Raw genomic sequence first — 23,629 nt, 5'->3', positions numbered from 1 at the left:
TAGCTGTCGTCGTGCGCCCGCCGGGGATTACGGGACAGCCCTTACCAGCCTCCGGGCCGGACGGTGGTCGCAGCCACGGCACCGTCCGGCCCGGCCTTTCCGACCGCAGACACCGATTTCCCAGCACGAACGACGAGGCCATGGCACGCAACGAAGTACGCCCGATCATCAAGCTCCGCTCCACCGCCGGCACCGGCTACACCTACGTGACCCGCAAGAACCGGCGCAACGACCCGGACCGGATGGTGCTGCGCAAGTTCGACCCCGTCGTACGCCGACACGTCGACTTCCGCGAAGAGCGCTGACCCCCTTCCCCAGAGAGAGCCGCCCCATGAAGCCCGGAATCCACCCCGCCTACGGCCCCGTCGTCTTCCGCGACAAGGCCGCCGACTTCGCCTTCCTCACCCGCTCGACCGCCACCAGCGACAAGACGGTCGAGTGGGAGGACGGCAACACCTACCCCGTCATCGACGTCGAGATCTCCTCGCAGAGCCACCCCTTCTACACCGGCACCGCACGGGTCCTGGACACCGCCGGCCGTGTCGAACGCTTCGAGCGCCGCTACGGAGGGCGCAAGTGACCCTCCCCGTCGTGATCGTCGGCGGTATGCACCGCGACGCGCGCAAGGAGACCGTCGAGCACCTGCTGCGCGCCGTGCCGGGAAGTATCGCCCTGCACCACGATCTGTCCCCCGCAGCCGGCGGCAACGTGCTTCGCACCCTGCGCGATTCGGGTGGCCCGATATCCGCCGACGAGACTCCCCTGGTCAACGACTGCGCCTGCTGCGCGCTGCGCGAGGACCTCGTTCCCGAGCTGGAGCGCCTGGCGGCCGGCGGTCTGACCCGCCTGGCCGTCGTGGAGCTCTGGGACTCCGTCGAGCCCAGGGCGATGGCGGAGGTCGTAGCCGCCCATGCCGGTGACGCGCTGGAACTCACCAACGTGATCACCGCCGTCGACCCGGCGCTCGTCCTGCCGTGCCTCGGCAACGGCGACGACCTCGCCGAGGCCGGACTCGCCGCCGCGGCCGCCGACCAGCGGACCGTCGGGGACACCTGGGCCCGTCAGCTCGAATACGCTCCGGTGCTCGCGATCGCCGACAGCGGGGAGGCCGACGACGAGGACCGCGCCCTGCTCGCCCAACTGCACCCGACGGCCCGCCAGGTGCCCACCGGCTCCAGCGAACTCACCCGCCTGGCGTTCGCCGGATTCGACGTGGAGACGGCCGCCGCCGCCCAGCACCCCGCCTGCGCGCTCCTCCCCCAGGAGGCCGACGAGGCCGGGGTCGCCACGCTCGTGTGGCAGCGCCGCCGACCGTTCCACCCCGAGCGGCTCTACGAAGCGCTGGAGGACCTGACCTGCGCCGCGGCCCGCAGCCGCGGCCGGTTCTGGCTGGCCGACCGCCCCGACACCCTCCTGGCCTGGGACGCGGCCGGTGGCGCGCTGTGTGTGGAGAGCGTCGGCCCCTGGCTGGCCTCGCTCCCCGACGCCGCCTGGGACCTGGTCCCCGCCGTGCGCCGGGCCGCGGCCGCCCTCGACTGGGACCCCGAGCACGGCGACTGCTGCCAGCACCTGGTCTTCACCTCACCGGGCCTCGACCGCCACGGGATCGAACAGCTCCTGGACTCGTGCCTGCTGACCGACGCCGAGTACACGGCCGGGCGGCAGGCGTGGAAGCAGCTCCCCGCCGCCTTCGGTCCCTTGCTCGACTCCGTCTCCTGACCCTCCATGCTCCACCCCGCCCACCTGCTCCCCGTAAACCCCGTAAGCCCGTAAGCCCGTAACCCGCACGCAGAGGACGACACCCATGGCCCGCCGCCCCTCCCCCAGCAAGCCGCTGAAGCCCCGCCCCAACCCGCTGGACACGGCGGGCATCACCTACATCGACTACAAGGACACCGACCTGCTCCGCAAGTTCATCTCCGACCGCGGCAAGATCCGCAGCCGCCGGGTCACCCGCGTCACGGCGCAGCAGCAGCGCCGGCTGGCACTGGCCATCAAGAACGCCCGAGAGATGGCCCTGCTCCCGTACGCCGGCCGGTAGCGGACCGACCTGGCGCGATGACCGCCCGCCCGAGACGGCAGCGCCGTCGCCGCGACGAGCCCCGCCCGGCTCAGGATCGGCGTGCCGAGTCCCAGGAGCGCCACAAGGCGGCATAGGCCCCGTCAGCCGCGAGGAGTTCGTCGTGGCTGCCGAGCTCGACGATCCGTCCGCCGTCCATGACCGCGATCCGGTCCGCGTCGCGCACGGTGTCCAGGCGGTGCACGATCGAGATGACCGTACGGCCCTCGATCAGGGCGGCGAGCGAGCGTTCGACCCGGCGCGACGCCGTGGAATCCAGCAGGGCGGTGGCCTCGTCGAGGACCAGCGCGTAGGGGTCCGACAACAGCAGCCGGGCGAGGGCCAGTTGCTGGGCGTGGGAGGGGGACACCAGGGCCGCGCCCGGTCCGATCTCGCTGTCCAGGCCGTCGGGCAGGGACCTCGCCCAGTCCGCGAGGAGGACGGTCTCCAGCGCCTCCCACAGCCGGGCGTCCGCTGCACTCCCCCCGGTGTCGTACTCGCCACCGTCCTCGACGCCGTCGGCCAGCAGCAGGTTGTCCCGCACCGTTCCGGTGAACACGTGCTGTTCCTGGGTGACGAGCACGATCTCCCGCCTGAGCTGGTCCACCGGCAGGCCGGTGATGTCGGCGCCGCCGATCCGTACGGACCCCCGGGTGGCGTGGTGCACGCCCGCAAGCAGCTTGCCGAGGGTGGACTTGCCCGCGCCGGAGGCACCGACGACCACCAGACGTTCGCCGGCGGCGATGTCGAGGTCGATGCCGGTGAGGACTTCGCGGCCCGGTCCGTAGCCGAAGCCAACCCCTTCGAGGCGGATGGCATGGCCGTCGAGGGAGGCCGGCGGCTGCGGCTTCTCGCGGGGCAACCGCTCGACACCGAGGATCCGGCGCAGCGCGGCGTTGCCGATCTGGAGTTCGTCGGTCCAGGTCAGGAGGTCGTTCAGCGGCTCACCGAGGGCCTGGACGTAGAGCACGACGGCGGTCAGCTCGGCCAGCCCCACCTCGCCCCGCTGGTAGGCGAGTCCGCCGATGAGCAGGGTGAGCGCCATCGGGACCATGGTGGCCAGGTCCAGGCTCGGGAACCAGATGGTCTGCAGCCAGGTGGTGCGCTGCCGGGTGCGCACCACCTGGTCGACAGCCGTGCCGTGCCGGCGGATCCGGCGCGGTCCGAGCCCGAGGGCCTCGACGGTGGCGGCGCCGCGTGTGGTCTCGTGGGTGACGGCCAGCACGTCGGCCTCCTGGGCGAGGAGGAGCTCGTAGGCACGGGTGGCGCGCGGCCGGTACCACCACGTGGAGAGGACGGCGAACGGTACGCCGGCCAGCAGGCCGAGGGCGAGCAGCGGTGAGGTGAGCAGGATGGCCGCGAAGGTGAAGACCAGGGTGACGGCAGCCAGCGCGATGCGGGGGACGGCCTGCCGGATGCTCTCGTTCAGCCGGTCGGCATCGGTGGTGGCGCGGCTGAGCAGATCTCCCGTACCGACCGCCTCCACCTCGGACAGCGGCAGCCCGAGCACCCGTCGGACGAAGTTCTCACGGGTGCGGGCGAGGACGCGTTCGCCGAGCAGGGTGGCCTGGGTGCGGGCGGCGCGGGCGAGGAGGGCATGGCCGACGAGGATGGCGACGAAGGCGACGGCGAGCACGTCGACGTGGCCGGTGGTGGTGCCGTCCTTGACCGACTCGACGAGGTGTCCCAGGAGTCGGGGGCCGATCAGACTCGCCACCAGAGCCGCGGCGAACAGGCAGAAGGTCACGGCCAGTCGACGGCCCTCGCCGCGGAGGAAGACGCGAGTCCAGGCGCGGACCTCGGCCCGGCCGGCGAGCGGGAGCCTGCCGCCGCCGGACGGGCCGGTGGGCCCGGGGTCCGGGGAGGTGCCCGGGCCCGCGGAGGGGACCTGGGTGGGGGTGGTGGTCATGAGGGCACTCCTGCCGGGCGGTCGGTGCCGCCGGGGGCGGGCTCCGCATCGAGGCGGACCACGTGGTCGGCGGCGGCTCGCCACAGCGGGCTGTCGGTGAGGACCACCGTGGTCCGGCCTGCGCGCAAGGTCGCGACCCGGTCGACGATGCGGGCCTCGGTGTGGGCGTCGACCGAGGCGGTGGGGTCCTCCAGCATCAGGAGGTCGGGCGCCGCGAACAGGGCTCGGGCGAGGACCAGCCGCTGGCGCTGGCCGCCGGACAGGGCGCGGCCCCCCTCGTCCAGCCAGGCGTCGAGGCCGCCGGGCAGGCCATCGACGACGTCGGCGGCGTCGGCGGCGAACAGGGCCCGGTCCAGGGCCTCCCGCGACCGGGCGGACCCGGCGGTCAGCTCCTCCCGTACGGTGCCGCTGAAGAGGATGTCGGCGGGGCCGGAGCGCAGCAGCCGGGTGGCCAGCTCCTCGGGATCGACACGGTCCAGGGGTACGCCGCCGAGCCGGACGGCCGAGGGGCCGCCGCCGGCACCGGGCCGGGTGAGGCGGTCGGCGAGTTCGCCCATGCGGTCGGCGGGAACGGTGACCACGGTGAGGCGGCCCGCGGCGGCGGTGATGCCGGTGTCGGAGTCGGCCAGGGCGAGGGCCCCGGCCGGCAGGGCGGTGGGGTGGGCGGGGCGGACGGTGTCGGGTGCCAGCCGCAGCAGGTTGCAGATGCGCCCGGCGGCGACCTTGGCGAGGCTGAGGGTCTCGGCGGCCTCGGTGGCCGTGCTGACCGGCAGGGTGAGGAAGGCGGAGGCACCGTAGAACGCGACGAGTTCCCCGGCGGTGATGGTGCCGTTCAGCGCGAGGCGGGCACCGAGCCAGACGATCCCGACGGTGACCAGTCCCGGCAGGAAGACCCCGGCTGCCTGGAGCCAGGCCTCCATCCGGCCGGCGGACTCACCGGCCCGGCGTACCTGCTGGCTGGTACGCCGGAAGCGCTCGGCGAAGCCGGCCTCCCCGCCGATGCCGCGCAGGATGCGCAGCCCGGCCACGATGTCGCCGGCCTGGGAGGTGGCAATGCCCATCTGCTCGCGCTGCGCCTCGTCGCGTTCCTGGAGGGGCCGCAGCAGGGGGCCGATCCCGAGGACGGCGGCGGGGACGCCGATGAGCACGGCCAGCCCGAGGACGGGCGAGGTGAGGGTGAGGGCCACGGCCACCACGACGGCGGCGACAACCGCCCCGATGGTGCGGCCGACGACCTCGAAGGCGTTGCCTATGCTCTCCACGTCGGCCGTGGCGGAGGCGGCCACGTCCCCTGAACGGGCCTTGCCGCGCAGGGTGGCGCCGAGCCGCACGACCTGCCGCATCAGCACCCGGTGCGTGACCGACAGGGCGTGGGCCTCGGCGCCGACAGCGGCCTGGATCAGTCCGGCGCCGGCGAGGGCCTGGAGGACGCCGAGGCCGAGGGCGAGCAGCGACCACAGGTAGATCCCGGCCTGGCCGGTGTCCTGCCCGGCTTCGTCGATGGCCCGCCCGAGGACGAGCGGGATCAGCGCCAGGGGGACCATCCAGAGGGCACCGAGCACGGCGGCGAGGACCAGCGGCCAGGGGCGGATCCGTGCCAGCCACCACAGGTAGGCCCAGGGGCCGCCGGCCTCCGCCTCGGGGACGGCCGCAGGGGCGACCGAGGCGTCGAAGAGTCGGTTGGTCACAGGTACCGGTCCCGGGTGCCCGCACGGTCGACCTTCCCGGTCCGCGTGTGCACCAGCTCGGGCACGGCGACGATCCGGTCGGGCACGAAGGGGCCGGGGACGGTGGCCCGCAGCTGTTCGCGCAGGGCCGCGGCGACGCCGTCGGCGCGCCGTCCGCCGGCCGCCGCGTCCGGTTGCCGCGGCGCGTCCCGTCCGTCGGGTGCCCCATCTGCGGCCGTCTCCTCGGTTGCCGCGGCCGCTTCGGGCGCGAGGACCACGAAGGCGACCAGGGCCGTGTGCTCTCCCTTGGCGTGCGCCGCCGCGGCGACGGCCGTCACCTGCGGAAGCCGTCCCAGGGCTCCTTCGACGTCCAGCAGGTCCACACGGTGCCCGCGGATCTTGACCTGGTGGTCGATGCGGCCGTGGAAGACGAGCGAACCGCCGTCGTTCTCGGTGACGAGGTCCCCGGTGCGGTACCACCGGTCGGTGCCGCCGCCGGGATCGGTCTCGACGAACCGGGCGGCGGTGCGCTCGGGGTCGTCGACGTATCCGGTGGCCAGCTGGGGTCCGGCCACGAGGAGTTCGCCGGTCCCGTGCGGGGCGTCGGGCCCGGACACCACGGCCTGCCGTACGGAAGGCAGCGGGCGGCCGATCGGCACCCCGTCCGGGAAGGCCGGGGCCGCACCCGGGCCGGCGAGGACGGCGCTGTGGGTGACCAGCGCGGTTTCGGTGGACCCGTAGGTGTTGAGCAGGACGACGTGGTCGGCGCCGAGGCGGCGCCAGCGCTCCAGCATGTCGGGCCGGACGGCCTCACCGCCGATCACGACGGTCTCGACGGAGCCGGGCAGCGGGCGGCCGGTGTCCAGCAGATGGCCGGTGTAGACGTGCCAGTAGTCGACGGGCAGGTTGACGAGGGTGACCTCGTGGTCGGTCAGCACCCGGTCGAGGTCCGCCTCGCTGTCCTCGTCGAGGATGACGAGCCCGCCGGACAGCAGGGTCGGCAGGATCTCCTCCAGGCTGGTGTCGCCGTCCGCCCGGTGGAAGTTGAGGGCGACGGTGCCGGGGCCGACGCCGTACTGCCGGACCAGGTGCGGCAGGACGGCATGCAGCGCGCCATGCGGGACGACGGCCGCCTTGGGGGCGCCGGTGGAGCCGGAGGTGAACAGGACGTAGGCCGGGTCCTGCGGCCGGACCGGCTCGCCCGTCTCGGGCGGGGGGGCCTGGGAGCGGCCCCAGTTGGGCCGCAGGACGCGGTCGACGGCGGGCAGCCGGCCGGTCTCGGCGGTGGCGACGAGCTCGCGGCAGCCGAGGGCGCGCAGGGCCGCCTCGGTGTGGCCGAGCGGCTCGTCGGCGAGGGGGACGTAGCCGCGGCCGGCGGCCAGGACGCCGAGGATCGCCGCGATGTCGCGGACGCTGTGGTGGGTCTGGACGGCCACCACCGGGCGGTCGGCCGCCGGGCCGCGGGTGGCCACGAGGTCGGCGACGGCCCCTGCCCAGCGGGCCAGTTGGCCGTATCCGACAGTCACGCCGTTGTCGACCACGGCGGGCCGGTCCGGGTCCGAGCGGGCGATGGCGAAGAAGGGGTCCAGCATGCTGGGCAGGGTCATGGCAGGTGTCTTCCGGTCCGTCCGTGCGGCGGTCAGCGGGTGGGGGTCTCGGCGCCCGGCGCGCCGGGGCCGGCCAGGGCGTTCACGAGGGTGATGAGGGCATGCCGGTGGCGGGCGGCGAGCGTGCGTACGGTCGCCTCCTCGTGCAGGGCGGTGGAGTACCACCACTCGACGCGCAGGGTCCCGTCCTCCGTGGTCGCGATGACCTCGACGGCGTGCGGGCGGGTCCAGTGCGGGGCCGTGATGTCGCCGACCGGTTCCGGGGCCACGTCCGGCAGGAGGGTGCCCAGGGGCAGGGTGTCGGCGTCGTCGCCCTCGAAGTCGTAGGAGACGTCGCTGGGCGGGGCCGCGCGCAGGGCGGCGGCGATCCGCGGCCGGCCGTGCCGGGTGAGCGCGCCGTGGCCCACGCCGCCGCCGGGGAGGGCGGCGAGGTGGCCCACGGTCGTGGCCAGGCGTTCGGCCGGGGTGGCGGCGGCCAGGTCCAGGCGGACGGGGACGGTGGTGGTGAACCAGCCGGTGGTGCGGGCCAGATGGGTGTCCCCGACGCTCTCCTCGCGGCCGTGGCGCAGCACGTCCACGCGGACCGCGGGCTCCCCGAGCCGTTCGGCCAGGACCTCGCCCAGGGCGTGCAGGACGAGGTCGCCGGCATGGGCGCGGTGGGCGCGGGCCGCCGTCTGGAGGCGGGCGGTGAGCTCGGCGGGGAACTCCTCGCGGTGGGTGGCCGCGGTGGCGGCGGTGTTCACGGCCCGCGGGTCGGCCACCGGGTGGTCCGGGGGCAGTGCCGCGGGGGTGCGGACCACCTCGGTCCACCACTCGGCCTGCTCCTCCGCCTCGGGCGTGCGGGCGTGCGCCGCGAGGGCCTGCGCCCACTCGGGGTAGGAGGTGCCCTCGGCGGGCCACACGTCGTGGCGGCCCTCCTCGAGGGCGGTGTACACCTCCTCCAGGTCGGCGAGCAGCACGGACCAGGACACCATGTCGATCGCGATCTGGTGGACGACGATCAGCAGCCGGCCGGCGCGGGCGGGGCCGGCGTCGAAGCGGACGAAGCGGGCCACGCGGCCCCGCCCCGGGTCGAGGGAGCGCTGTTCGACGGCGCAGCGCAGGGCGACCGCGGCCGAGAGGTCGGCGTCGGCCAGCTCGGAGACGTCGACGGTGTCGAGCGCCGCTCCGAGGGCGGCGCCGGGCGGGCCGTCGGTGTCCAGGGCGGCGGTCTGCTGCCGGGGCCGGCGGGCGGGTCGGTCCTCGACGGCCAGCCGCAGCGAGGCGTGGCCGGCGACGAGCCGGCGGACGGCCTCGGCGAACAGGCCGGGGTCGATCCCCGGTTTGGTGGTGAAGAGCAGGGCCTGGTTCCACTGGCCGCGCTCGCCGGTCTGCTCCTCCCACGCCTGCTCCTGGGAGGGAGTGAGGACGACGGGCCCGTGGGCGGTGCCGGGCGGGGCGGCCTCGGCCCCGGCGCGCAGGGCGGCCCGGCCGGCGACGAGCGCGGCGAGAGCGGCGGTGGTCAGCCCGGGGGTGAACATCTCGCGCAGCTGCACCCGTACCCCGAAGGACGCCTCGATGCGGCGGGCGGTGCGGATCAGGTCGAGGGAGTCCACGCCGAGATCGATCAGCGGGCCGGTGAGGTCGGCGTCCGGGTCGAGCACCGCTTCGGTGATCCAGCCCGCGAGCAGGGCGTGGATCTCCCCCTCGCGCGGGGCGTCGGGGGCGGCGGCCTCGGGCCGGGCGTCGGGGGCGGCGGCCTCGGGGGCGCTCTCCTGCCGTACCGGGGCGGTCACGCGCCGGCCTCCCCCGGGAACCCGGCGGGGCGGCGTATCAGGAACGGGCCGAGGGCGAGGGCGTCCAGGGGCAGCCGGTGGAAGGTGGCGAGGGCGTCGCGGGGGCTGCACACGACCGGCTCGTCCCGGCCGTTGAAGGAGGTGTTCATGATGACCGGGGTCCCGGTGTGCCCGCCGACCGCGCCGATGAGGCGGTGGTAGAGCGGGTCGACCGCGGCCGAGACGGTCTGGGGGCGGGTGGTGCGGTCGCTGTGGACGACGGCGGGCATGGCCGCGGCGCCGGCCTCGGTGACGGGCGTGGTGACGATCATGTAAGGCAGCGGGGTGGCCGTGCCGATCAGGGCCTCGGCGGCCTCCTCCTGCATGCTCGGCGCGAACGGCCGCCACGCCTCGCGGTCCTTGATGCGTACGTTGACCCGGTCGCGGGTGGACTCCGGGTCGGGTACGGCGACCAGGCTGCGGTGTCCCAGCGCGCGCGGGCCGCCCTCGGCGCGGCCCTGGAACCAGCCCGAGACCCCGCCGGCGGCCAGGACGTCGGCGGTGGCGGCGGCGATGTCGGCGGGCTCGGTGTAGGGGGTGCCGGAGGCGTCCAGGATCCGGCGGATCTCGTCGGGGGACCACTGCGGGCCCCAGGCGACCGAGCCGTCCATGGGCCGGATGCGGTCGCCCTCCTGGGCGGCGGCCCAGACGGCCGCGCCGAGCGAGACGCCCTGGTCGCCGGCGAGGGGCTGCACGAAGAGGTCCTGGACCTCGGGCATCCGCATGATCTTGCCGTTGAGGGTGGCGTTGAAGCCGACGCCGCCGGCGATCAGCAGCGTGGTCTCGCCGGTCTCCCGGAGCAGGCCGCGGACCAGGCCCATGACGGCCCGCTCCAGGGCGGCCTGCGCGGTGGCGGCGATGTCGCGGTACTCGAAGGGGTCCCGGTCGGTGGCCTTGCCGTAGCGGCCGGTGCGGGGGTCGAAGCGGCGCACCCCGCGGTTGGGCGCCTCGGGGAGGGTCTTCTCCAGGTGCTCCAGCCAGTACCGGATGGTGGCCGTCTCCTCGTCCGTGGTGCCCGTGGAGCGCAGGTCGGGCGGGACCACGCCGATGGTGAAGTCCTCGTCGGTGAAGCCGAAGGCGCCCCCGAAGCCGAGGTCGCCGGGGGTGCCGTAGGAGGCCAGGCCCATCATCTTGCCGGCGGCGTCGGCGCCGAGGCCGGCGTACTCGCAGACGGCGGCGTAGAAGTAGCCCAGCGACCAGCCGGGGGTGTGCGCGCGCAGTGTCTTGATCTCGCCGTCGATACCCACGGCGAGGGTGGTGCTCTCGTTCTCGCCCTGGCCGTCGAGGACGAGGATCGCGCCCCGGTCGCGCCCGGAGAGGTGGTAGGCGCTGGCGGCGTGCGCGATGTGGTGGTTGACGAAGGTCAGCCGGGGGTCGCGGGACCGCGGGAACAGCGCCTTGGGCAGCAGGTGTTCGAGGGCGGCCGCGTCGCTGTCGAACCAGTCCAGGCCGCGGTCCGCGAAGAGGGTGGGCAGGTCCCAGCCGTGGGCGACCACGTCGATGTCGTCCAGGGTGAGACCGCCCTCCGCCAGGCAGTAGGCGGCCGCGTGGAGGGGCGCTTCCCCGTAGGCGTGCTTGTTGCGGGTGAAGCGTTCCTCCTCGGCGAGGGCGACGACCTCACCGTCCACGACGAGGCAGGCCGCACCGTCGTGGCTGGCGCCGGGCCAGCCGTTGACTCCGAGCACACGCATGATCAGTCCCCAAAGGTCGGTCGGCATCCGCCGGATCCGCCTCGGGCCCGTGGGGCGCTCGGCGTCCGGTCACGCCAACGGATCTTGTCGGTCCGCCGGGTTGTACACGACCTGGGAGTTTGTGCGGAGATCCGCGGCGAAGATCGCGGACGCCGCCTTCAGCACCGCGTTGGCGTGCCGCAGCTCCTCGACCTCGTTGCGCAGCCGCCGCAGTTCGGCCCGCTCGTCGACGGTCAACCCGTCCTGGGCGGGACGGCGCGCGGCGGCGACGGGCGGGGCGACGGCGCGGGCCGCGGCGCCCGGCTCGGGCCGCCGGGCCGGGGCGGCGGGGGCGCCCGGTCCGGGGCGGCGGACGGCCGGCGGCCGGGTGGGGACCGGGCCGTTCCCGCCCGGCTGGCCCCGGGCGGGGACATCGCGTCCCTCCAGGGCCGTGCTGAGGCGGTACCAGCGGCGGGTCCAGGCTTCCGGATCGCCCTCACAGGCGGCCACGTAGGCGAGCGTCACCTTCAAGGAGGGCTTGTGCAGTCCGCGGGCCGCCTCCGCGAGGGTGGCCACGGAGTAGTGGGCTCGTTTCGCCATGGTCCGGTAGGAGGGGTTCCCGGCCTGCTTGCGTAAGGCGCGCAATGCGTGGGCGAACTCCTCCAGCGGTCCGGCTGTGGGGTCTAACAACCGCTCTGGCCTGGGCATGCCTCTCCCCTGAATGATCGACGGTGCCGAGTGAAGCGCCGGCTGTCCCGTGCCGTACAACCTGGTCAGTGGCGTACGGATCCGACGTGAGAACCGGTCCGACGCGCCGGACGCGACCGGAAACCGTCGCACCGGATCTCTCGGACATTGGTACATGCCACTGACATATCCATCAATCGGCAGTCGATGCTTCCGGCCACGCGGAAGGCGGTTCGTCCGAATGAGAATCCTCGGCGCAACACCGCCGCAACACCCGTCCGGAAGCGTTCCCCGGACGTTCCCCTTCCCGCCCCCGGAACGTGCCCCCGTACAAGTGCGGCCCCGGTTCGTTGCCCGCACAACCATCCGCCTTCGGCGGTCTTTTGTACAGGGGCGCTCGCGCCGAGTGCCCCGTACAACTGGCTCTCGTGTACAACGCCGGGGCTCTGCAAGATCGGTTGCTGTCAGGCGATACGGCCGAAACCGATGGGAATGGGTGGCGGGTTGGTGGACACAGCACGCAGCCAGACGGAACCAACAGCACTCGAGGGCGTCTACGAGTACCGAAGCAGTCGGCTCGTGGAACCGGACTGGCGGCGCTTCCCCGGATGGCGCGACGTCACAGAGGCCCAGTGGGCGGACCCGCAGTGGCAGCGCGCCCACTGCGTCAAGGATGCGAAGGGACTGCGCGCGGTCGTCGGCGACCTGCTCGACGAGGCGTTCTACGAGGACTGGGAACGGGACAGGCTGCACCGGGCCACTATGTCGGTGCTCCTACCGCCCCAGATGGTCAACACCATCGCCCCGGAGGCCGCTGCGGCCCGCCCGGGCGAGCTGACCAAGGCCTTCTACGACGACCCGGTACGCCGCTACATGCTGCCGGTGTTCTCCGACCGGCACCCGCAGTGGCCCTCGCACCCGATGGCCAGCCGGGACTCGCTGCACGAGCAGGACATGTGGGTGGTGGAGGGTCTCACCCACCGCTACCCCACCAAGGTGCTGGCGGAACTGCTGTCGACCTGCCCGCAGTACTGCGGCCACTGCACCCGCATGGACCTGGTGGGCAACTCCACGCCCCAGGTCGTCAAGAACAAGCTCCAGCTCAAGCCCGTCGACCGGGCCGACCGGATCCTGGAGCACCTGCGCGCCTCGCCCGGCATCCGGGACGTGGTGGTCTCCGGCGGCGACCTGGCCAACATGCCCTGGCCGCGGCTCGAACGCTTCGTGGACGGGCTGTTGGACATCGAGTCGATCCGCGACATCCGGCTCGCCAGCAAGGGGCTGATCGGACTGCCCCAGCACTGGAACTCCGCGCCGGTGCTCCAGGGCGTCGAGCGCATCGCCCGCAAGGCCCGCTCCCGCGGGGTGCGCGTCGCGCTGCACACCCACGCCAACGCCGCGCAGCAGGTGACGCCCGGGGTGGCGCGGGCCTCCTGGGCCCTCCTGGGCGCCGGTCTGCACGACGTACGCAACCAGGGCGTGCTGATGCGCGGCATCAACGACAACGCGCACGACCTGCTCGACCTCTGCTTCGCGCTCATCGACCACGCCGGCATCACTCCGTACTACTTCTACATGTGCGACATGATCCCCAACGCCGAGCACTGGCGCGTGCCGCTGCACCGCGCCCAGCTGATTCAGCATCAGATTCTTGGCTACCTCCCGGGATTCTCCACGCCGCGCATCGTCTGCGACGTACCGATGGCCGGCAAGCGGTGGGTGGACCAGGCCGACTCCTACGACCGCGAGCTCGGGGTGTCGCACTGGAGCAAGAGCTACCTCACCCCGCTGGAGGCGGCGGACCCGGACGCCCACAGCGGCTCCTACCAGTACTACGACCCCATCGACACGCTCCCGCTCTCCGGGCAGCGCTGGTGGCGGGAAGCCCGTCAGGGGTAGAGAAGGGACAGTTGCACAGCATGAGCAGTCTCCGTCCACGGCGTGAAGACCCTCCGGTGCTGGAGGAGTGGTACCGCCGCCACCTCGGCCCGGACATCCACGACATCAGCTCCAGCGGCGTCCATCCGTACACCTTCGCCGAGATACGCGACCTGTGCCGGATACCGGTGGCCGACCTCGACGCGATCGTCATGGACGACAGCGTCTCCCAGGGCGGGGCCGGCATCCGCCAGGCCGTCGCCGACCGCTACGCCGGCGGCGACGCCGACCGGGTCCTGATCACCCACGGGTCCAGCGAGGCCATCGCGCTGACGCTGAGCGCCCTGTTGCACCCGGGCGACCGGGTCGTCGTCCAGGAGGGGATCTACCACTCGCTGGGCCACTACCCGCGGGCGGCCGGATGCGATGTCGTCGAACTGCCGGCGCGGGCCGTGCGCGACGGCGCGATCGACCCCGAGGTGCTGGACGAGCTGGTCACCCCCGGCACCGCCGCGGTGATCGTCAACTTCCCGCACAACCCGACCGGCGTCACGCTGTCCCCGCCGGGCCTCAAGGCGCTGACGGAGCACACCGCGGCCACCGGCGCCGTGCTCGTGTGGGACGCCGCCACCGCGGAGATCGCCCACCGCTGGGAGGTGCTGGCGGACCCCGGCGCCGAGGGCGGTGACACGGTGTCCTACGGCACCTTCTCCAAGACCTTCGGCCTGCCCGGTCTGCGGGTGGGCTGGGCCGTCGCGCCGAAGGAGCTGATCACCGCCACCTTCCCCCTGCGCGACCGGACCACCCTCTTCCTCTCCCCCCTGGTCGAGCTGGTCGCCGAGCGGGCCATGCGGCACGCCGACGAGCTCATCGGCCGCCGGGCGGCCGAGGCCCGGCGCAACCTCGCGCACCTGACGGAGTGGATGGCCGGACACGAGGAGCTGGTCCGCTGGACCCCGCCGGAGGGCGGGGTGTGCGCCCTGCCCGTCTTCCGCGAGCTGGAGGAGGCGGCGGCCGGACCGGAGGCGGTGGAGCGCTTCTGTCTGGAACTGCTCGCCCGCCACCGCACCCTGCTGGTGCCCGGCACCGCCTTCGGCGCGCCGCACGGCGCCCGGCTCGGCTTCGGCGGCCCGGAGGAGGGCTTCCGGGCCGGTCTCGCCGGGCTGTCGGAATTCCTGCTGGCGCGGAAGGCCGCACGGTGACCGCCGTGACCGAGCCCGACGTGCCGGAACCCGACGTGACCGAGCCCGACGTGCTCGACCTGTGGGAGCGCTCGGTCCGCGAGCACGCCGAAGGGCCGGCGCTCGTGACCCCCCACCGGGTGCTGACCTACCGGGACGCCGACCGGCTCACCGACGCCTGGGCCGCCTTCCTCGCGGAGCACGGCGCCGGCCCCGGGGAGCTGGTGGGCCTCGCCTTCGGCGACCCCGCCCGCACGGTGCTCGGCATGCTGGCGGCACTCAAGGCCGGGGCCGGGTTCACCGTCCTGGACGACCGGCTGCCGCCCGCCGCCCGTACGGCGCTGGTGGACCGCACCGCCGCCGCGGTGTGGCTGGGCGACGGGGCGCACGCCCCCGAGGGGGCACACGTCCCCTCCGGGGAGCCGGATGCCGCGGCGCCCGCGCGCCGGGGGCGCCGGGCCGGCGGGTCCGACGTGGCGTACGTGCTGTTCACCTCCGGCTCCACCGGCCGGCCCAAGGGCACGGTGATCGAGCGGGACGCGCTGCGCCGCTTCGCGTCCGCGGTCGCGAGCCGGCTGGAACTGACCGCGCACGACCGCTGGCTCCAGGTGGCGTCGCTGGGCTTCGACGTGCTGATCGAGGAGGTTTTCCCCGCGTTCGCCGCGGGCGCGGCGGTGGTGTGCCGCGAGGACACCCGGGCGCTGGACGCCGAGGAGCTGCACATCGCCCTGGCCCGGACCCGGTCCACCGTGGTCGAACTGTCCACCCAGTACTGGCTGGAGTACGCCCGCTGGCTGGACGGGAGCGGCACGGCCACGCCGGAGACCCTGCGCACGGTGGTGGTGGGCGGCGAGCGGATGGACCCGGTCCCCTACCGGCGCTGGCAGGCCCGGCAGCCCGCGGCCCTCGCCCACGTCTACGGGCTGACCGAATGCACCGTCAGCTCCACCTTCTACACCGGGCTGCTGCCCTCCGACGCCGAGGAGGTGCCGCTCGGCACCGCCCTGCGGGACGTGGAGATCAGCATCCGGCAGGACGGCCGCCCGGTCCCCGACGGCGCGACCGGGGAGATCCACATCGGCGGTCCGCTGCTGGCCCGGGGCTTCCTCGACGACGAGGAGGCCACCGCGCGCCGCTTCGTGCCCGATCCGTACGCCGCCCGGCCGGACGCCCGCGTGTACCGCACGGGGGACCTCGGCCGGATCGGCCCCGACGGGCAGCTGGTCTTCCTCGGCCGGGTCGACGACCAGGTCAAGATCCGCGGTCACCGGCTGGAGCCGGCGCGCGTGGAGCGCGCCCTGTGCGAGGGCGGCGGCGTCGGCCAGGCCGTGGTCTTCCCCGACCCGCAGACCGGCACGGTCCTGTGGGCGTTCACCGTGCCGGCCGACCCCGCGACGGCGCCGCTGCCCGGCGAGGCCGTCCGGCTCACGGGCGCCGACCGGGACGCCCTGGTGGCCCCGCTGGAGGCGCAGCTGCCGGACTGGGCGGTGCCGCGGGTGCTGTACCGGGTGTCCGTCCTGCCGAAGAACCCGCACGGCAAGGTCGACAAGCGGCGGCTGGCCGCGTGGGCGGCGGCGGCCTCCGGTACGCCGGCCTCCAGTACGCCGGCCCCGGCACCGGTCACGGAAGCCGCGGGCACCGGGCAGGAACCGCTGGGCACCGTCCTGGCCCTCTTCCGCGAGGTCCTGGACGCCCCCGCCCTCGGCCCCGACGACAACTTCTTCGACCACGGCGGGCAGTCCCTGCTCGCCCTGCGCCTGCTCGCGCGTCTGCGCGAGTCGCAGCCCGCCGCCGCCGGGCTGCGGGCGAGCGCCCTCTTCACGGCCCCGACGCCCCGGCTGCTCGCCGACGCGCTCGCCGGCCGCGCGGTCGCCCACCCCTGACCAGCACCTTTTCCGGCGGGAGGGGATCCGTCCCCGTCCCGTGCAGCCGTACCACCCGAGGGCCCGCGGCCCGGCTTCGGCCGTCCGCGAGCAGCAACCATCCCCCGACCACTCAGCGAGAGTTGGCATGTCGAACCTCACCGACCAGTCCACACCCGGCTACACCCTGACGGCCGAGGAGTCCTCCGCCATCGCGGAGCTCGGCCTCGAACTGGCCTCCTCCTACCCGTCCTTCGGCGACCCCGGTCTCCTGCACGACCTGCCGCGGCTCGCGGCCCGGCTGCCGGAGGGCGTGCAGGGCTTCCTGCGCGACTTCAAGCTGGCCGACCGGCACGGGCACACGGTGATCCGCGGTCACGATTTCGACCAGCAGCGCATCGGCCCCACCCCCGACCACTGGCGGGGCCGCGGCCGGCCCGGACCGGAATTCCCCGAGGAGCTGCTGCTGATGCTCTACTCGGCGCTGCTCGGCGAGCCCTTCGGCTGGGCCACGCAGCAGGACGGTCACCTCGTGCACGACATCTTCCCGATCCGCCAGCACGAGAACGACCAGCTCGGCATGGGCAGCAAGGAGCTGCTGACCTGGCACACCGAGGACGCCTTCCACCCCTACCGCAGCGACTACCTGATCCTCGGCGCGCTGCGCAATCCCGACCACGTGCCCACGACGGTCGGTGAGCTGGACCTGTCCTCCCTGTCGGCCGAGGACATCGACATCCTCTTCGAGCCGCGCTTCTACATCGCGCCCGACGAGTCGCACCTGCCGAAGAACAACACGATCGCCTCCGAGGAGGAGGCGGCCCGGTTCGCCACCATCCAGCGGATGATCGACGAGCGGCCGCTCGGCCCGCTGCTCTACGGCTCGCGCCTGGACCCGTACATGCGCCTGGACCCGTACTTCACCTCCGTGCCGGAGGACGACCCCGAGGCCCGGCGGGCGTACGACGCGCTGTTCAAGGTGGTCGACGCCGGGATGCGGGAGGTGGTCGCGGACCAGGGCGACGTGCTCTTCATCGACAACCACCGGGCCGTGCACGGCCGGCTGCCGTTCCAGGCCCGCTACGACGGCACCGACCGCTGGCTGAAGCGGGTCTGCGTGACGACCGACCTGCGCCGCTCCCGCGAGATGCGGGCCACGGCCGCCACCCGGCTCCTGGGCTGACGCGCCGGTGGCCCTCACCCTCACCGACCTGTCCCGTGACCCGTGGCTGCTGCCGGAGGTCGACGCCCTGATCGGTGCCAACATGCCCGCGTTCATGAGCTGGGAGTCCCCCGGCAACTGGCGCTGGCACGGCATGTACGACCGCTACGCCGAGCACCAGCTGTGTCTGGTGGACGGCGACGGACGCCTGGTCGCGGCCGCCAACGGCCTGCCGGTCCACTGGGACGGCACGCCCTCGTCGCTGCCGGCCGGCAGCGACGAGGTCCTGGTGCGGGGAGTCGACCAGGCCCCGCCGGACCGCCCGGACGCCGTGTGCATGCTGTCGGTGTCCGTGGACCCCGCGCACCGGGCGGCCGGCCACGCCGAACGGCTGCTCACCGAGGTCCGGCGGCGCGCCGCCCGGCACGCCCCGCGCGGGGTGATCATCCCGGTCCGGCCCACCCGCAAGCCGCTCTACCCGCTGATCCCGATCGACGAGTACGCGGCCTGGCGGCGGCCCGACGGGCGCTGCTTCGACCCCTGGCTGCGCACCCACCTGGAGCTGGGGGCCCGCCAGCTCGGCATCGCCCGCGCGTCCCTGGTGATCCGTCAGCCCGTGGCCCGCTGGGCGGAGTTCCTGGGGCACCCGCTGCCCGGACCGGGCGAGCATCCCCTGCCCGGGGCCCTCGTGCCGCTGCGGGTCACCGCGGACGGCCACGGCACCTATACCGAGCCCAACGTGTGGGTGCACCACCCCGCCGGCCCCGGCGCCCCGTGACCGGCCCCGGGCCGTGCGCCCGGCCGCCCCACCCCACCCCCGATCTTCGACGAACCCTGGAGAGAACCATGCCTCCCGTACGCCTCGCCATCGTCGGGTGCGGCGCCGCCGCCCGCGGCTGCCACCTGCCCGCCCTGCCCGCGCTCAAGGGCGACGTACAGCTGACCGCGCTCATCGACCGCGACCCTCGCCAGGCCGAGGACGCCCTCGCCCTCTACCGGGAGCTCGGCGGCACCGACGCCGACCGGGTGGTGCTCGCCACCGACCCGGCCGAGGCCGCCGACGCCTTCGACGCTGCGGTGGTCGTGGCGCCGCACACCCTGCACGCGCCGATCGTCCAGGCGCTGCTGGCGGCCGGCAAGCACGTCCTGCTGGAGAAGCCGATGACCACTTCGGTGGAGGACGCGAAGGCGCTGGCCTCCACCGCCGCCGCCGAGGGCGCCCCGGTGCTCGCGATGGCCCACCCGCGCAGGCTCTTCCCCGCCTACGCCTGGGTCAAGCGGCTCATCGACGGCGGCGAGCTCGGCGACGTCGTGCGGGTCGACTGGTCGGAGGGCCACCCCTACGCGCACGAGCCGGTCTCCTGGTCGATGTTCGACCGGCGCCTCGCGGGCGGCGGCGTGCTCACCGACACCGCCTCGCACGTCTTCGACACCCTGCTGTGGTGGCTCGGCCCCGAGGTCGAGGTGGTCCGCTACGAGGACAACTCCCTCGGCGGGGTGGAGACCGACTCCTCCGCCCACCTGCGCTTCGGCACCACCGACGTGCACTGCGAGTTCAGCCGCCTGCGCGACCTCGGCATCAGCTGCAAGGTCACCGGCACCCGGGCGACCGTGACCATCGGCACCGACTTCCCGGCCGGCGAGTGCACGCTGATCACCGCGGACGGGACGGAACTGCACCGCGGCGACGTGGACGCCGTCGCCCCCGCGCAGGGCGAGTGGGAGCTGCTCTTCACCGAGCAGCTGGGCAACTTCGCCGCCGCCGTGCGCGGCTCCGGCGCCGTCCACTCCACCCCGCAGGACGGCGTCCGCGTCGTCGAGCTGATCCAGCAGTGCTACGGCGGCCCCGGCCACCAGCGGGCCGCGCAGCCGTGGACCGTACGGGACGGCGAGGCCCCGGCGGGCCCCGTCCTGGCCGGCCGCACCGTGGCGGTGACAGGCGCGAGCGGGTTCATCGGCGGCCGGATCGTCGAGCGGCTGGTCCTCGGCACCGAGGCCCGGGTCCGGCCGGTGGTGCGCGGCTTCGGCCGGGCCGCGCGGCTGTCCGTCCTGCCGCAGGACCGGCTGGAGTTCCGCCAGGGCGATCTGCTGGAACCCGACACGCTGCGCGCGGCCTTCGAGGGCTGCGACACCGTCGTGCACTGCGCGTTCGGCAGCGCCGGTGACGAGGCCGGCCGCTGGGCCGCCTCCGTCGAGGGCACCGCGCACGTCCTGGCCGCGGCCCGCGCCGCGGGCGTACGCCGCGTGGTGCACCTGAGCACCGTCGACGTCTACGACCCGGCCGTCACCGGCGCCCTCACCGAGGACTCCCCCGCGCGCCCGGCCGACCCCGCCGACCGCGAGTACGAGCAGCAGAAGCTCGCCGCCGAGCAGCTGGTCCTGGAGGCGCACGGCGAGGGCCTGGAGACGGTCGTGCTCCAGCCGGGCGTGGTGTACGGCCCGTGGGGCGGCCAGTGGACCACCGCCCAGCTCCGCCGTCCGGCGGGCGACTTCGGGCAGCTCCCGGCGGGCGCCGAGGGCGGCGTGTGCAACGCCGTGTACGTGGACGACCTGGCCGACGCGGTGCTCCTGGCCGTGGACACCGAGGCGGCCGCGGGCGAGCGCTTCCTCGTGGGGCATCCCGAGGAGCTGGGCTGGGGCACCTTCTTCGACGGGATCCGCACGCTGCGGGGCCCGCTGGACACCGCGGGCGAGGCCGCCGGGGAGCCGGTCGCCGACTGGGAGCTGGAGCTGTACCGGGCGACGGCCCGGGCCGGCTACGACAAGGCCCGCCGCGTCCTGGGCCACACGGCGCGCGTGCCGTTCGCCGAGGGCGCGGCGCTGACCGGGCAGTGGGCCCGCTGGGCCGGGGAAGCGCCGGAGGCGGGCGCATGACGGGCATCACCGACGTCCTGGTGGTGGCGCCGCACCCCGACGACGACGTCATCGGCTGCGGCGGCTCCATCGCCAAGCACGTGCGCGACGGGGCCCGGGTGACGGTGGTCATCGTCATCGGCCGCGAGCGCAGCGCCCTGGACGACGCGGTCAGCGACGCCGAGTTCGCCGCCGAGACGGAGAACGCCGCGAAGGCCCTGGGCGTGCACCGCTGCGTGCGCTTCGAGGAGCCCTCGCGGGACTTCGTCCTCTCCCGGCGGGTGCACCTGGACCTGGTCCGGGTCATGCGCGAGGTGCGCCCGCAGGTGGTGTACCTGCCGCACGACAACGACGACGACGTGGAGCACCGCATGGTGCACCAGCTGACCACCGAGGCGCTGTGGATGGCGCAGTCGGAGTTCTTCCAGGAGACGGGCGGCCGGGCGATGCCCGCTCCCCGGCTGGTGCTCGGCTACGAGGTGTGGGCGCCGATGGCGCGCTTCCAGTACGCGGAGGACATCGACGGGCAGATCGAGACCAAGGTCGAGGCGATGCGGGCGTACGCCTCCCAGCTGCGGCACGCCGCGTGGGACGAGGGCATCCGCGGTCTGGCCCGCTACCGGGGCGCGGTCTCGGCCGGTTCCGGGCACGCGGAGGTGTTCCAGGTGCTGAGCCTGGGCGCCCCGGCCGTCGGGCTGCGGGCCGGTGGCGGCCATGACTGACCGGCTGCTGGTCTGCGGACTCGGCTCGGGCATGGACCGGTCCCTGACGGAGCTGCGCTCGCCCCGGCGGGAACTCGTGGTGGTCACCGACCACCCGACCGACCGGGCGCGGGCCGCCGCCGACGTGCTGATCGTGTGCGATCCGAACGACGCCGTGGCGGTCCTGACGGAGCTGTCGGCGGCCGGGATCGACCGGATCGACGGGGTGTTCTCGCTGGGCGCGGACAACCCGCCGGTGATCAGCACCCTCGCGCGGCGCTTCGGCTGCCCGGGGCTGCCGCTGGAGACGGCCCTGGACTGCACGCTCAAGGACCGGCGGCTGCGGATCCTGCGCGCCGCCGGCCTGGACCTGCCCCGGTTCGCCACCGCCGAGAGCGTCGGCGAGGCGGTGCGGGCGGTCGCGGACATCGGCCTGCCTGCGGTGCTCAAGCCCAGTGACCAGACGGGGTCGCTGGGCGTGCTGAAGGCGGACACCGCGGGGCAGGTGCGGGGGCTGGCGGAGGAGGCGCTGCGGCTCAGCCCCGGCGGGCGGATCGTGGTGGAGGAGTTCCTGGAGGGGACCGAGCACACCCTCGCCGCGTTCATGGTCGACGGCGAGCTGCACCGCTTCGGCTTCGCCGACCGGGAGTACGGGCGCAAGGAGGAGTTCGCGCCGCACTTCTTCGAGGGCGGCGACACGCTTCCCAGCCGGCTGACCGCCGAGCAGATCGAGGAGGTCACCGACGTGGTGCGGCGCGGGGCACGCGCCCTCCGCCTGGACCCGGCGGTGATCAACACCGACATCCTGCGCACCCGCGACGGCCGGGTGATCCTGCTGGAGATCACCTGTCGGCTGACCGGCGCCCGGATCGCCACCGAGGTGATGCGGCTGGCGACGGGCGTGGACCCGCTGCCCAATGTGGTGCGGCTGGCGCTGGGCCGGCCCCTGGAGCCGGCGGAGCTGGTCCCGCGGCACAGCCGGGCGGCGGTCCAGCGGTTCCTGCCGGCGGACGGCGGTGTGGTCGAGTGGGTCGGTGACCCGCGCGACGTCGCCCGCCGGGCGGGGGTGCACGACGTGTTCTGGGGCCTCGACCTGCGGCCGGGCGCCGTGGTGCCGTCCTACCGCGGCGGCGCCGACGTGCTGGCCGGGGTGATCGCCCACGCCCCGGACGCCGGGGAGGCCGAGGCCATCGCGGAACGCGCCCTGAACGCCCTGCCCCTGCGGTTCAAGACCGGATCGCCGTGACCGCGCCCGCGCCCGCACGACGGGCCCACCGTAGGCACCCGAGTTCGATGAGGGAGAACTGAGATGGCCACCGACCTGGTGGACGAGGCGTCGGTCGACAAGGGCATCGCCCGGACCAGCGTGATCATCGCCCTGCGCGACGATCTGCGGATCGCGGACTGCATCGCGTCGATCGACGAGGACGTCGAGATCGTCCTCGCGCTCAACGGGCCGAGCGACGCCGTCCTGCAACTGATCGCCGAGCACCCCCGCCCGCTGACCGTCACCGAGATCGAGGACGTCGGCAACCTGGGCGCCGCCTACAACGCCGGCGCCGCCGCCACCGACGGGCAGTACCTGCTGCTGATGGACTCCGACTGCACCTTCGCCCCCGGCGTGGTCCGCGCGATGGTCCGCGCGGTGCTCACCGACCCGGTCGTCAAGGGGCAGGTGGTGTACGGGGAGTCCGACGGGACACTGAGCAAACTGACCGCCCGGGTACGGGAGTTCGACGAGGGCGACTACGTCAGCGCGCTGTCCCCGCCGCTGATCTACAACCGGGACATCGTCGACCACATAGGCGGCTACCACTTCGACGAGCTGATCCACTGGTGCGAGGACCGGGAGTTCGACTTCCGGCTCCAGCTGGCGGGCATCCCCGTGGTGTACCTGCCGGAGGCGCGGATCTTCCACGACGCCCAGCACGGCTTCGGCAACATGCGCAGCTACTTCCGCTACGGCGTCGGAGAGGGCATCGCGCAGGAGACCGGCGTCTTCACCACCCCGGCGGTGCCGGTGGTGTGGCGGCTGTTCGAGGCGTCGCGGACGCTGGTGCACTGCGCCCGGGACAAGGGGGTGGGCGCGGCGGCCTACTACGCGCTGCTGAAGGCCGCCTTCCACGTCGGCACCGCCCACCACCTGCTCAACGACCCCTACCAGGTGCGCGACCGCTACCCCGCCTCGGCGAAGCGCGCCCGCATGGTGCGGTCGATCCCGCAGCACAGCACCAAGCTGAGCAGTGCGCAGTTGCGACGGCTGCGACGGGCCCACTGGGAGGCGGGCCGGCGGATCGAGAAGGTGGCCGACCTGTCGGTCTTCCACCCGGACGCCGCCGGCCCCGGCCGGCCGTCAGCCGCCGGGCAGGCTCGGCAGCAGCAGGCGTGAAGGGTGGTCGCCGCCGTGATGGACGGTGTGGTGGGCGAGGACCCGCGGGTGGACGTCGAAGCGCGGCGCGTTGCTCGCCGCGATCTCCAGACGGATGCGGTGGCCCGCGCGGAACACGTGACCGACCGGGCCCAGCGCGACGGTGACCTCGGCCGGCCCGCCGTCGGAGGCGGCCTCCGCCTCCGACGGC

General features: G+C 74.3%; 20 protein-coding genes. 13 read left to right on the top strand and 7 right to left on the bottom strand.

Going from position 1 to position 23,629, the window contains the following annotated elements:
- Nucleotides 1-140: 140 nt before the first annotated feature.
- The 4 genes from rpmG (at nt 141) to rpsR (ending at nt 2,041) form a co-directional block, all read left to right on the top strand.
- A complete protein-coding gene (rpmG, locus tag AVW11_RS30455; RefSeq protein WP_007267663.1) occupies nt 141-305 on the top strand; it encodes a 50S ribosomal protein L33 in 165 nt (54 codons plus the stop codon).
- A gap of 26 nt (nt 306-331) precedes the next feature.
- Nucleotides 332-580 (top strand): type B 50S ribosomal protein L31, encoded by a 249-nt coding sequence (locus AVW11_RS30450; protein WP_030843780.1) that lies wholly within the window; start codon nt 332-334, stop codon nt 578-580.
- 26 nt (nt 581-606) lie between these two features.
- Nucleotides 607-1,719, top strand: a complete 1,113-nt coding sequence (locus tag AVW11_RS30445) for a CobW family GTP-binding protein (protein ID WP_051699901.1) — start codon at nt 607-609, stop codon at nt 1,717-1,719.
- Between the two features lie 85 nt (nt 1,720-1,804).
- Nucleotides 1,805-2,041 (top strand): 30S ribosomal protein S18, encoded by a 237-nt coding sequence (rpsR, locus tag AVW11_RS30440; RefSeq protein WP_060177449.1) that lies wholly within the window; start codon nt 1,805-1,807, stop codon nt 2,039-2,041.
- A 70-nt stretch (nt 2,042-2,111) separates the two neighbouring features.
- On the opposite strand, the gene AVW11_RS30435 is transcribed toward rpsR, so the two are convergent.
- The 6 genes from AVW11_RS30435 to AVW11_RS39375 form a co-directional block, all read right to left on the bottom strand.
- A complete protein-coding gene (locus AVW11_RS30435; RefSeq protein WP_076046627.1) occupies nt 2,112-3,968 on the bottom strand; it encodes an ABC transporter ATP-binding protein in 1,857 nt (618 codons plus the stop codon).
- Complete coding sequence (locus AVW11_RS39025; RefSeq protein ID WP_076046626.1) at nt 3,965-5,656, bottom strand: ABC transporter transmembrane domain-containing protein; 1,692 nt, start codon at nt 5,654-5,656, stop codon at nt 3,965-3,967. The genes AVW11_RS30435 and AVW11_RS39025 overlap by 4 nt, the downstream gene beginning before the upstream one ends.
- Nucleotides 5,653-7,242: an AMP-binding protein gene (locus AVW11_RS30425; RefSeq protein ID WP_076046625.1), complete on the bottom strand. Its 1,590-nt coding sequence runs from the start codon at nt 7,240-7,242 to the stop codon at nt 5,653-5,655. Before AVW11_RS30425 ends, AVW11_RS39025 begins: the two co-directional genes overlap by 4 nt.
- A 32-nt stretch (nt 7,243-7,274) precedes the next feature.
- On the bottom strand, nt 7,275-9,017 hold the full coding sequence (locus tag AVW11_RS30420; protein ID WP_079250860.1) for a condensation domain-containing protein: 1,743 nt from the start codon (nt 9,015-9,017) through the stop codon (nt 7,275-7,277).
- Nucleotides 9,014-10,747, bottom strand: a complete 1,734-nt coding sequence (locus AVW11_RS30415; RefSeq protein ID WP_076046629.1) for a carbamoyltransferase family protein — start codon at nt 10,745-10,747, stop codon at nt 9,014-9,016. Before AVW11_RS30415 ends, AVW11_RS30420 begins: the two co-directional genes overlap by 4 nt.
- 69 nt (nt 10,748-10,816) lie before the next feature.
- Complete coding sequence (locus AVW11_RS39375; RefSeq protein WP_381783064.1) at nt 10,817-11,416, bottom strand: helix-turn-helix domain-containing protein; 600 nt, start codon at nt 11,414-11,416, stop codon at nt 10,817-10,819.
- A gap of 504 nt (nt 11,417-11,920) precedes the next feature.
- On the opposite strand from AVW11_RS39375, the gene AVW11_RS30405 reads away from it, so the two are divergent.
- The 9 genes from AVW11_RS30405 to AVW11_RS30365 all read left to right on the top strand — a co-directional run bounded on the left by AVW11_RS30405 (nt 11,921) and on the right by AVW11_RS30365 (nt 23,439).
- Complete coding sequence (locus tag AVW11_RS30405) at nt 11,921-13,312, top strand: KamA family radical SAM protein (RefSeq protein ID WP_030843803.1); 1,392 nt, start codon at nt 11,921-11,923, stop codon at nt 13,310-13,312.
- A gap of 20 nt (nt 13,313-13,332) precedes the next feature.
- The gene (vioD, locus tag AVW11_RS30400) at nt 13,333-14,493 is read left to right on the top strand and encodes a capreomycidine synthase (protein WP_078095749.1); all 1,161 of its coding nucleotides are present in this window, start codon (nt 13,333-13,335) and stop codon (nt 14,491-14,493) included.
- Between the two features lie 5 nt (nt 14,494-14,498).
- Nucleotides 14,499-16,355, top strand: coding sequence for an amino acid adenylation domain-containing protein (locus AVW11_RS30395; RefSeq protein WP_240528309.1), 1,857 nt, complete (start codon nt 14,499-14,501; stop codon nt 16,353-16,355).
- Nucleotides 16,356-16,482: 127 nt separating this feature from the next.
- The gene (gene vioC, locus AVW11_RS30390) at nt 16,483-17,517 is read left to right on the top strand and encodes an arginine beta-hydroxylase, Fe(II)/alpha-ketoglutarate-dependent (RefSeq protein WP_076046622.1); all 1,035 of its coding nucleotides are present in this window, start codon (nt 16,483-16,485) and stop codon (nt 17,515-17,517) included.
- A gap of 7 nt (nt 17,518-17,524) precedes the next feature.
- Nucleotides 17,525-18,274, top strand: coding sequence for a hypothetical protein (locus AVW11_RS30385; protein ID WP_030843812.1), 750 nt, complete (start codon nt 17,525-17,527; stop codon nt 18,272-18,274).
- Between the two features lie 68 nt (nt 18,275-18,342).
- Nucleotides 18,343-20,370: an NAD-dependent epimerase/dehydratase family protein gene (locus AVW11_RS30380; protein WP_076046621.1), complete on the top strand. Its 2,028-nt coding sequence runs from the start codon at nt 18,343-18,345 to the stop codon at nt 20,368-20,370.
- Nucleotides 20,367-21,071: a PIG-L deacetylase family protein gene (locus AVW11_RS30375; RefSeq protein ID WP_030843816.1), complete on the top strand. Its 705-nt coding sequence runs from the start codon at nt 20,367-20,369 to the stop codon at nt 21,069-21,071. The genes AVW11_RS30380 and AVW11_RS30375 overlap by 4 nt, the downstream gene beginning before the upstream one ends.
- On the top strand, nt 21,064-22,296 hold the full coding sequence (locus tag AVW11_RS30370) for an ATP-grasp domain-containing protein (RefSeq protein ID WP_060177591.1): 1,233 nt from the start codon (nt 21,064-21,066) through the stop codon (nt 22,294-22,296). The genes AVW11_RS30375 and AVW11_RS30370 overlap by 8 nt, the downstream gene beginning before the upstream one ends.
- Before the next feature lie 63 nt (nt 22,297-22,359).
- Nucleotides 22,360-23,439, top strand: a complete 1,080-nt coding sequence (locus tag AVW11_RS30365) for a glycosyltransferase family 2 protein (protein ID WP_060177440.1) — start codon at nt 22,360-22,362, stop codon at nt 23,437-23,439.
- On the opposite strand, the gene AVW11_RS30360 is transcribed toward AVW11_RS30365, so the two are convergent.
- Nucleotides 23,404-23,629: CocE/NonD family hydrolase C-terminal non-catalytic domain-containing protein (locus tag AVW11_RS30360; protein WP_276209123.1), on the bottom strand; the 226-nt coding region annotated here is incomplete at its 5' end. The two genes, AVW11_RS30365 and AVW11_RS30360, sit on opposite strands and share 36 nt — an antisense overlap.

Origin of the sequence: Streptomyces amritsarensis, from assembly GCF_001953875.1 — a bacterium.
Taxonomy (GTDB): domain Bacteria; phylum Actinomycetota; class Actinomycetes; order Streptomycetales; family Streptomycetaceae; genus Streptomyces; species Streptomyces amritsarensis.
Note: the sequence above shows the minus strand (reverse complement) of the source record. Positions and strands in the feature narration are given on the sequence as shown.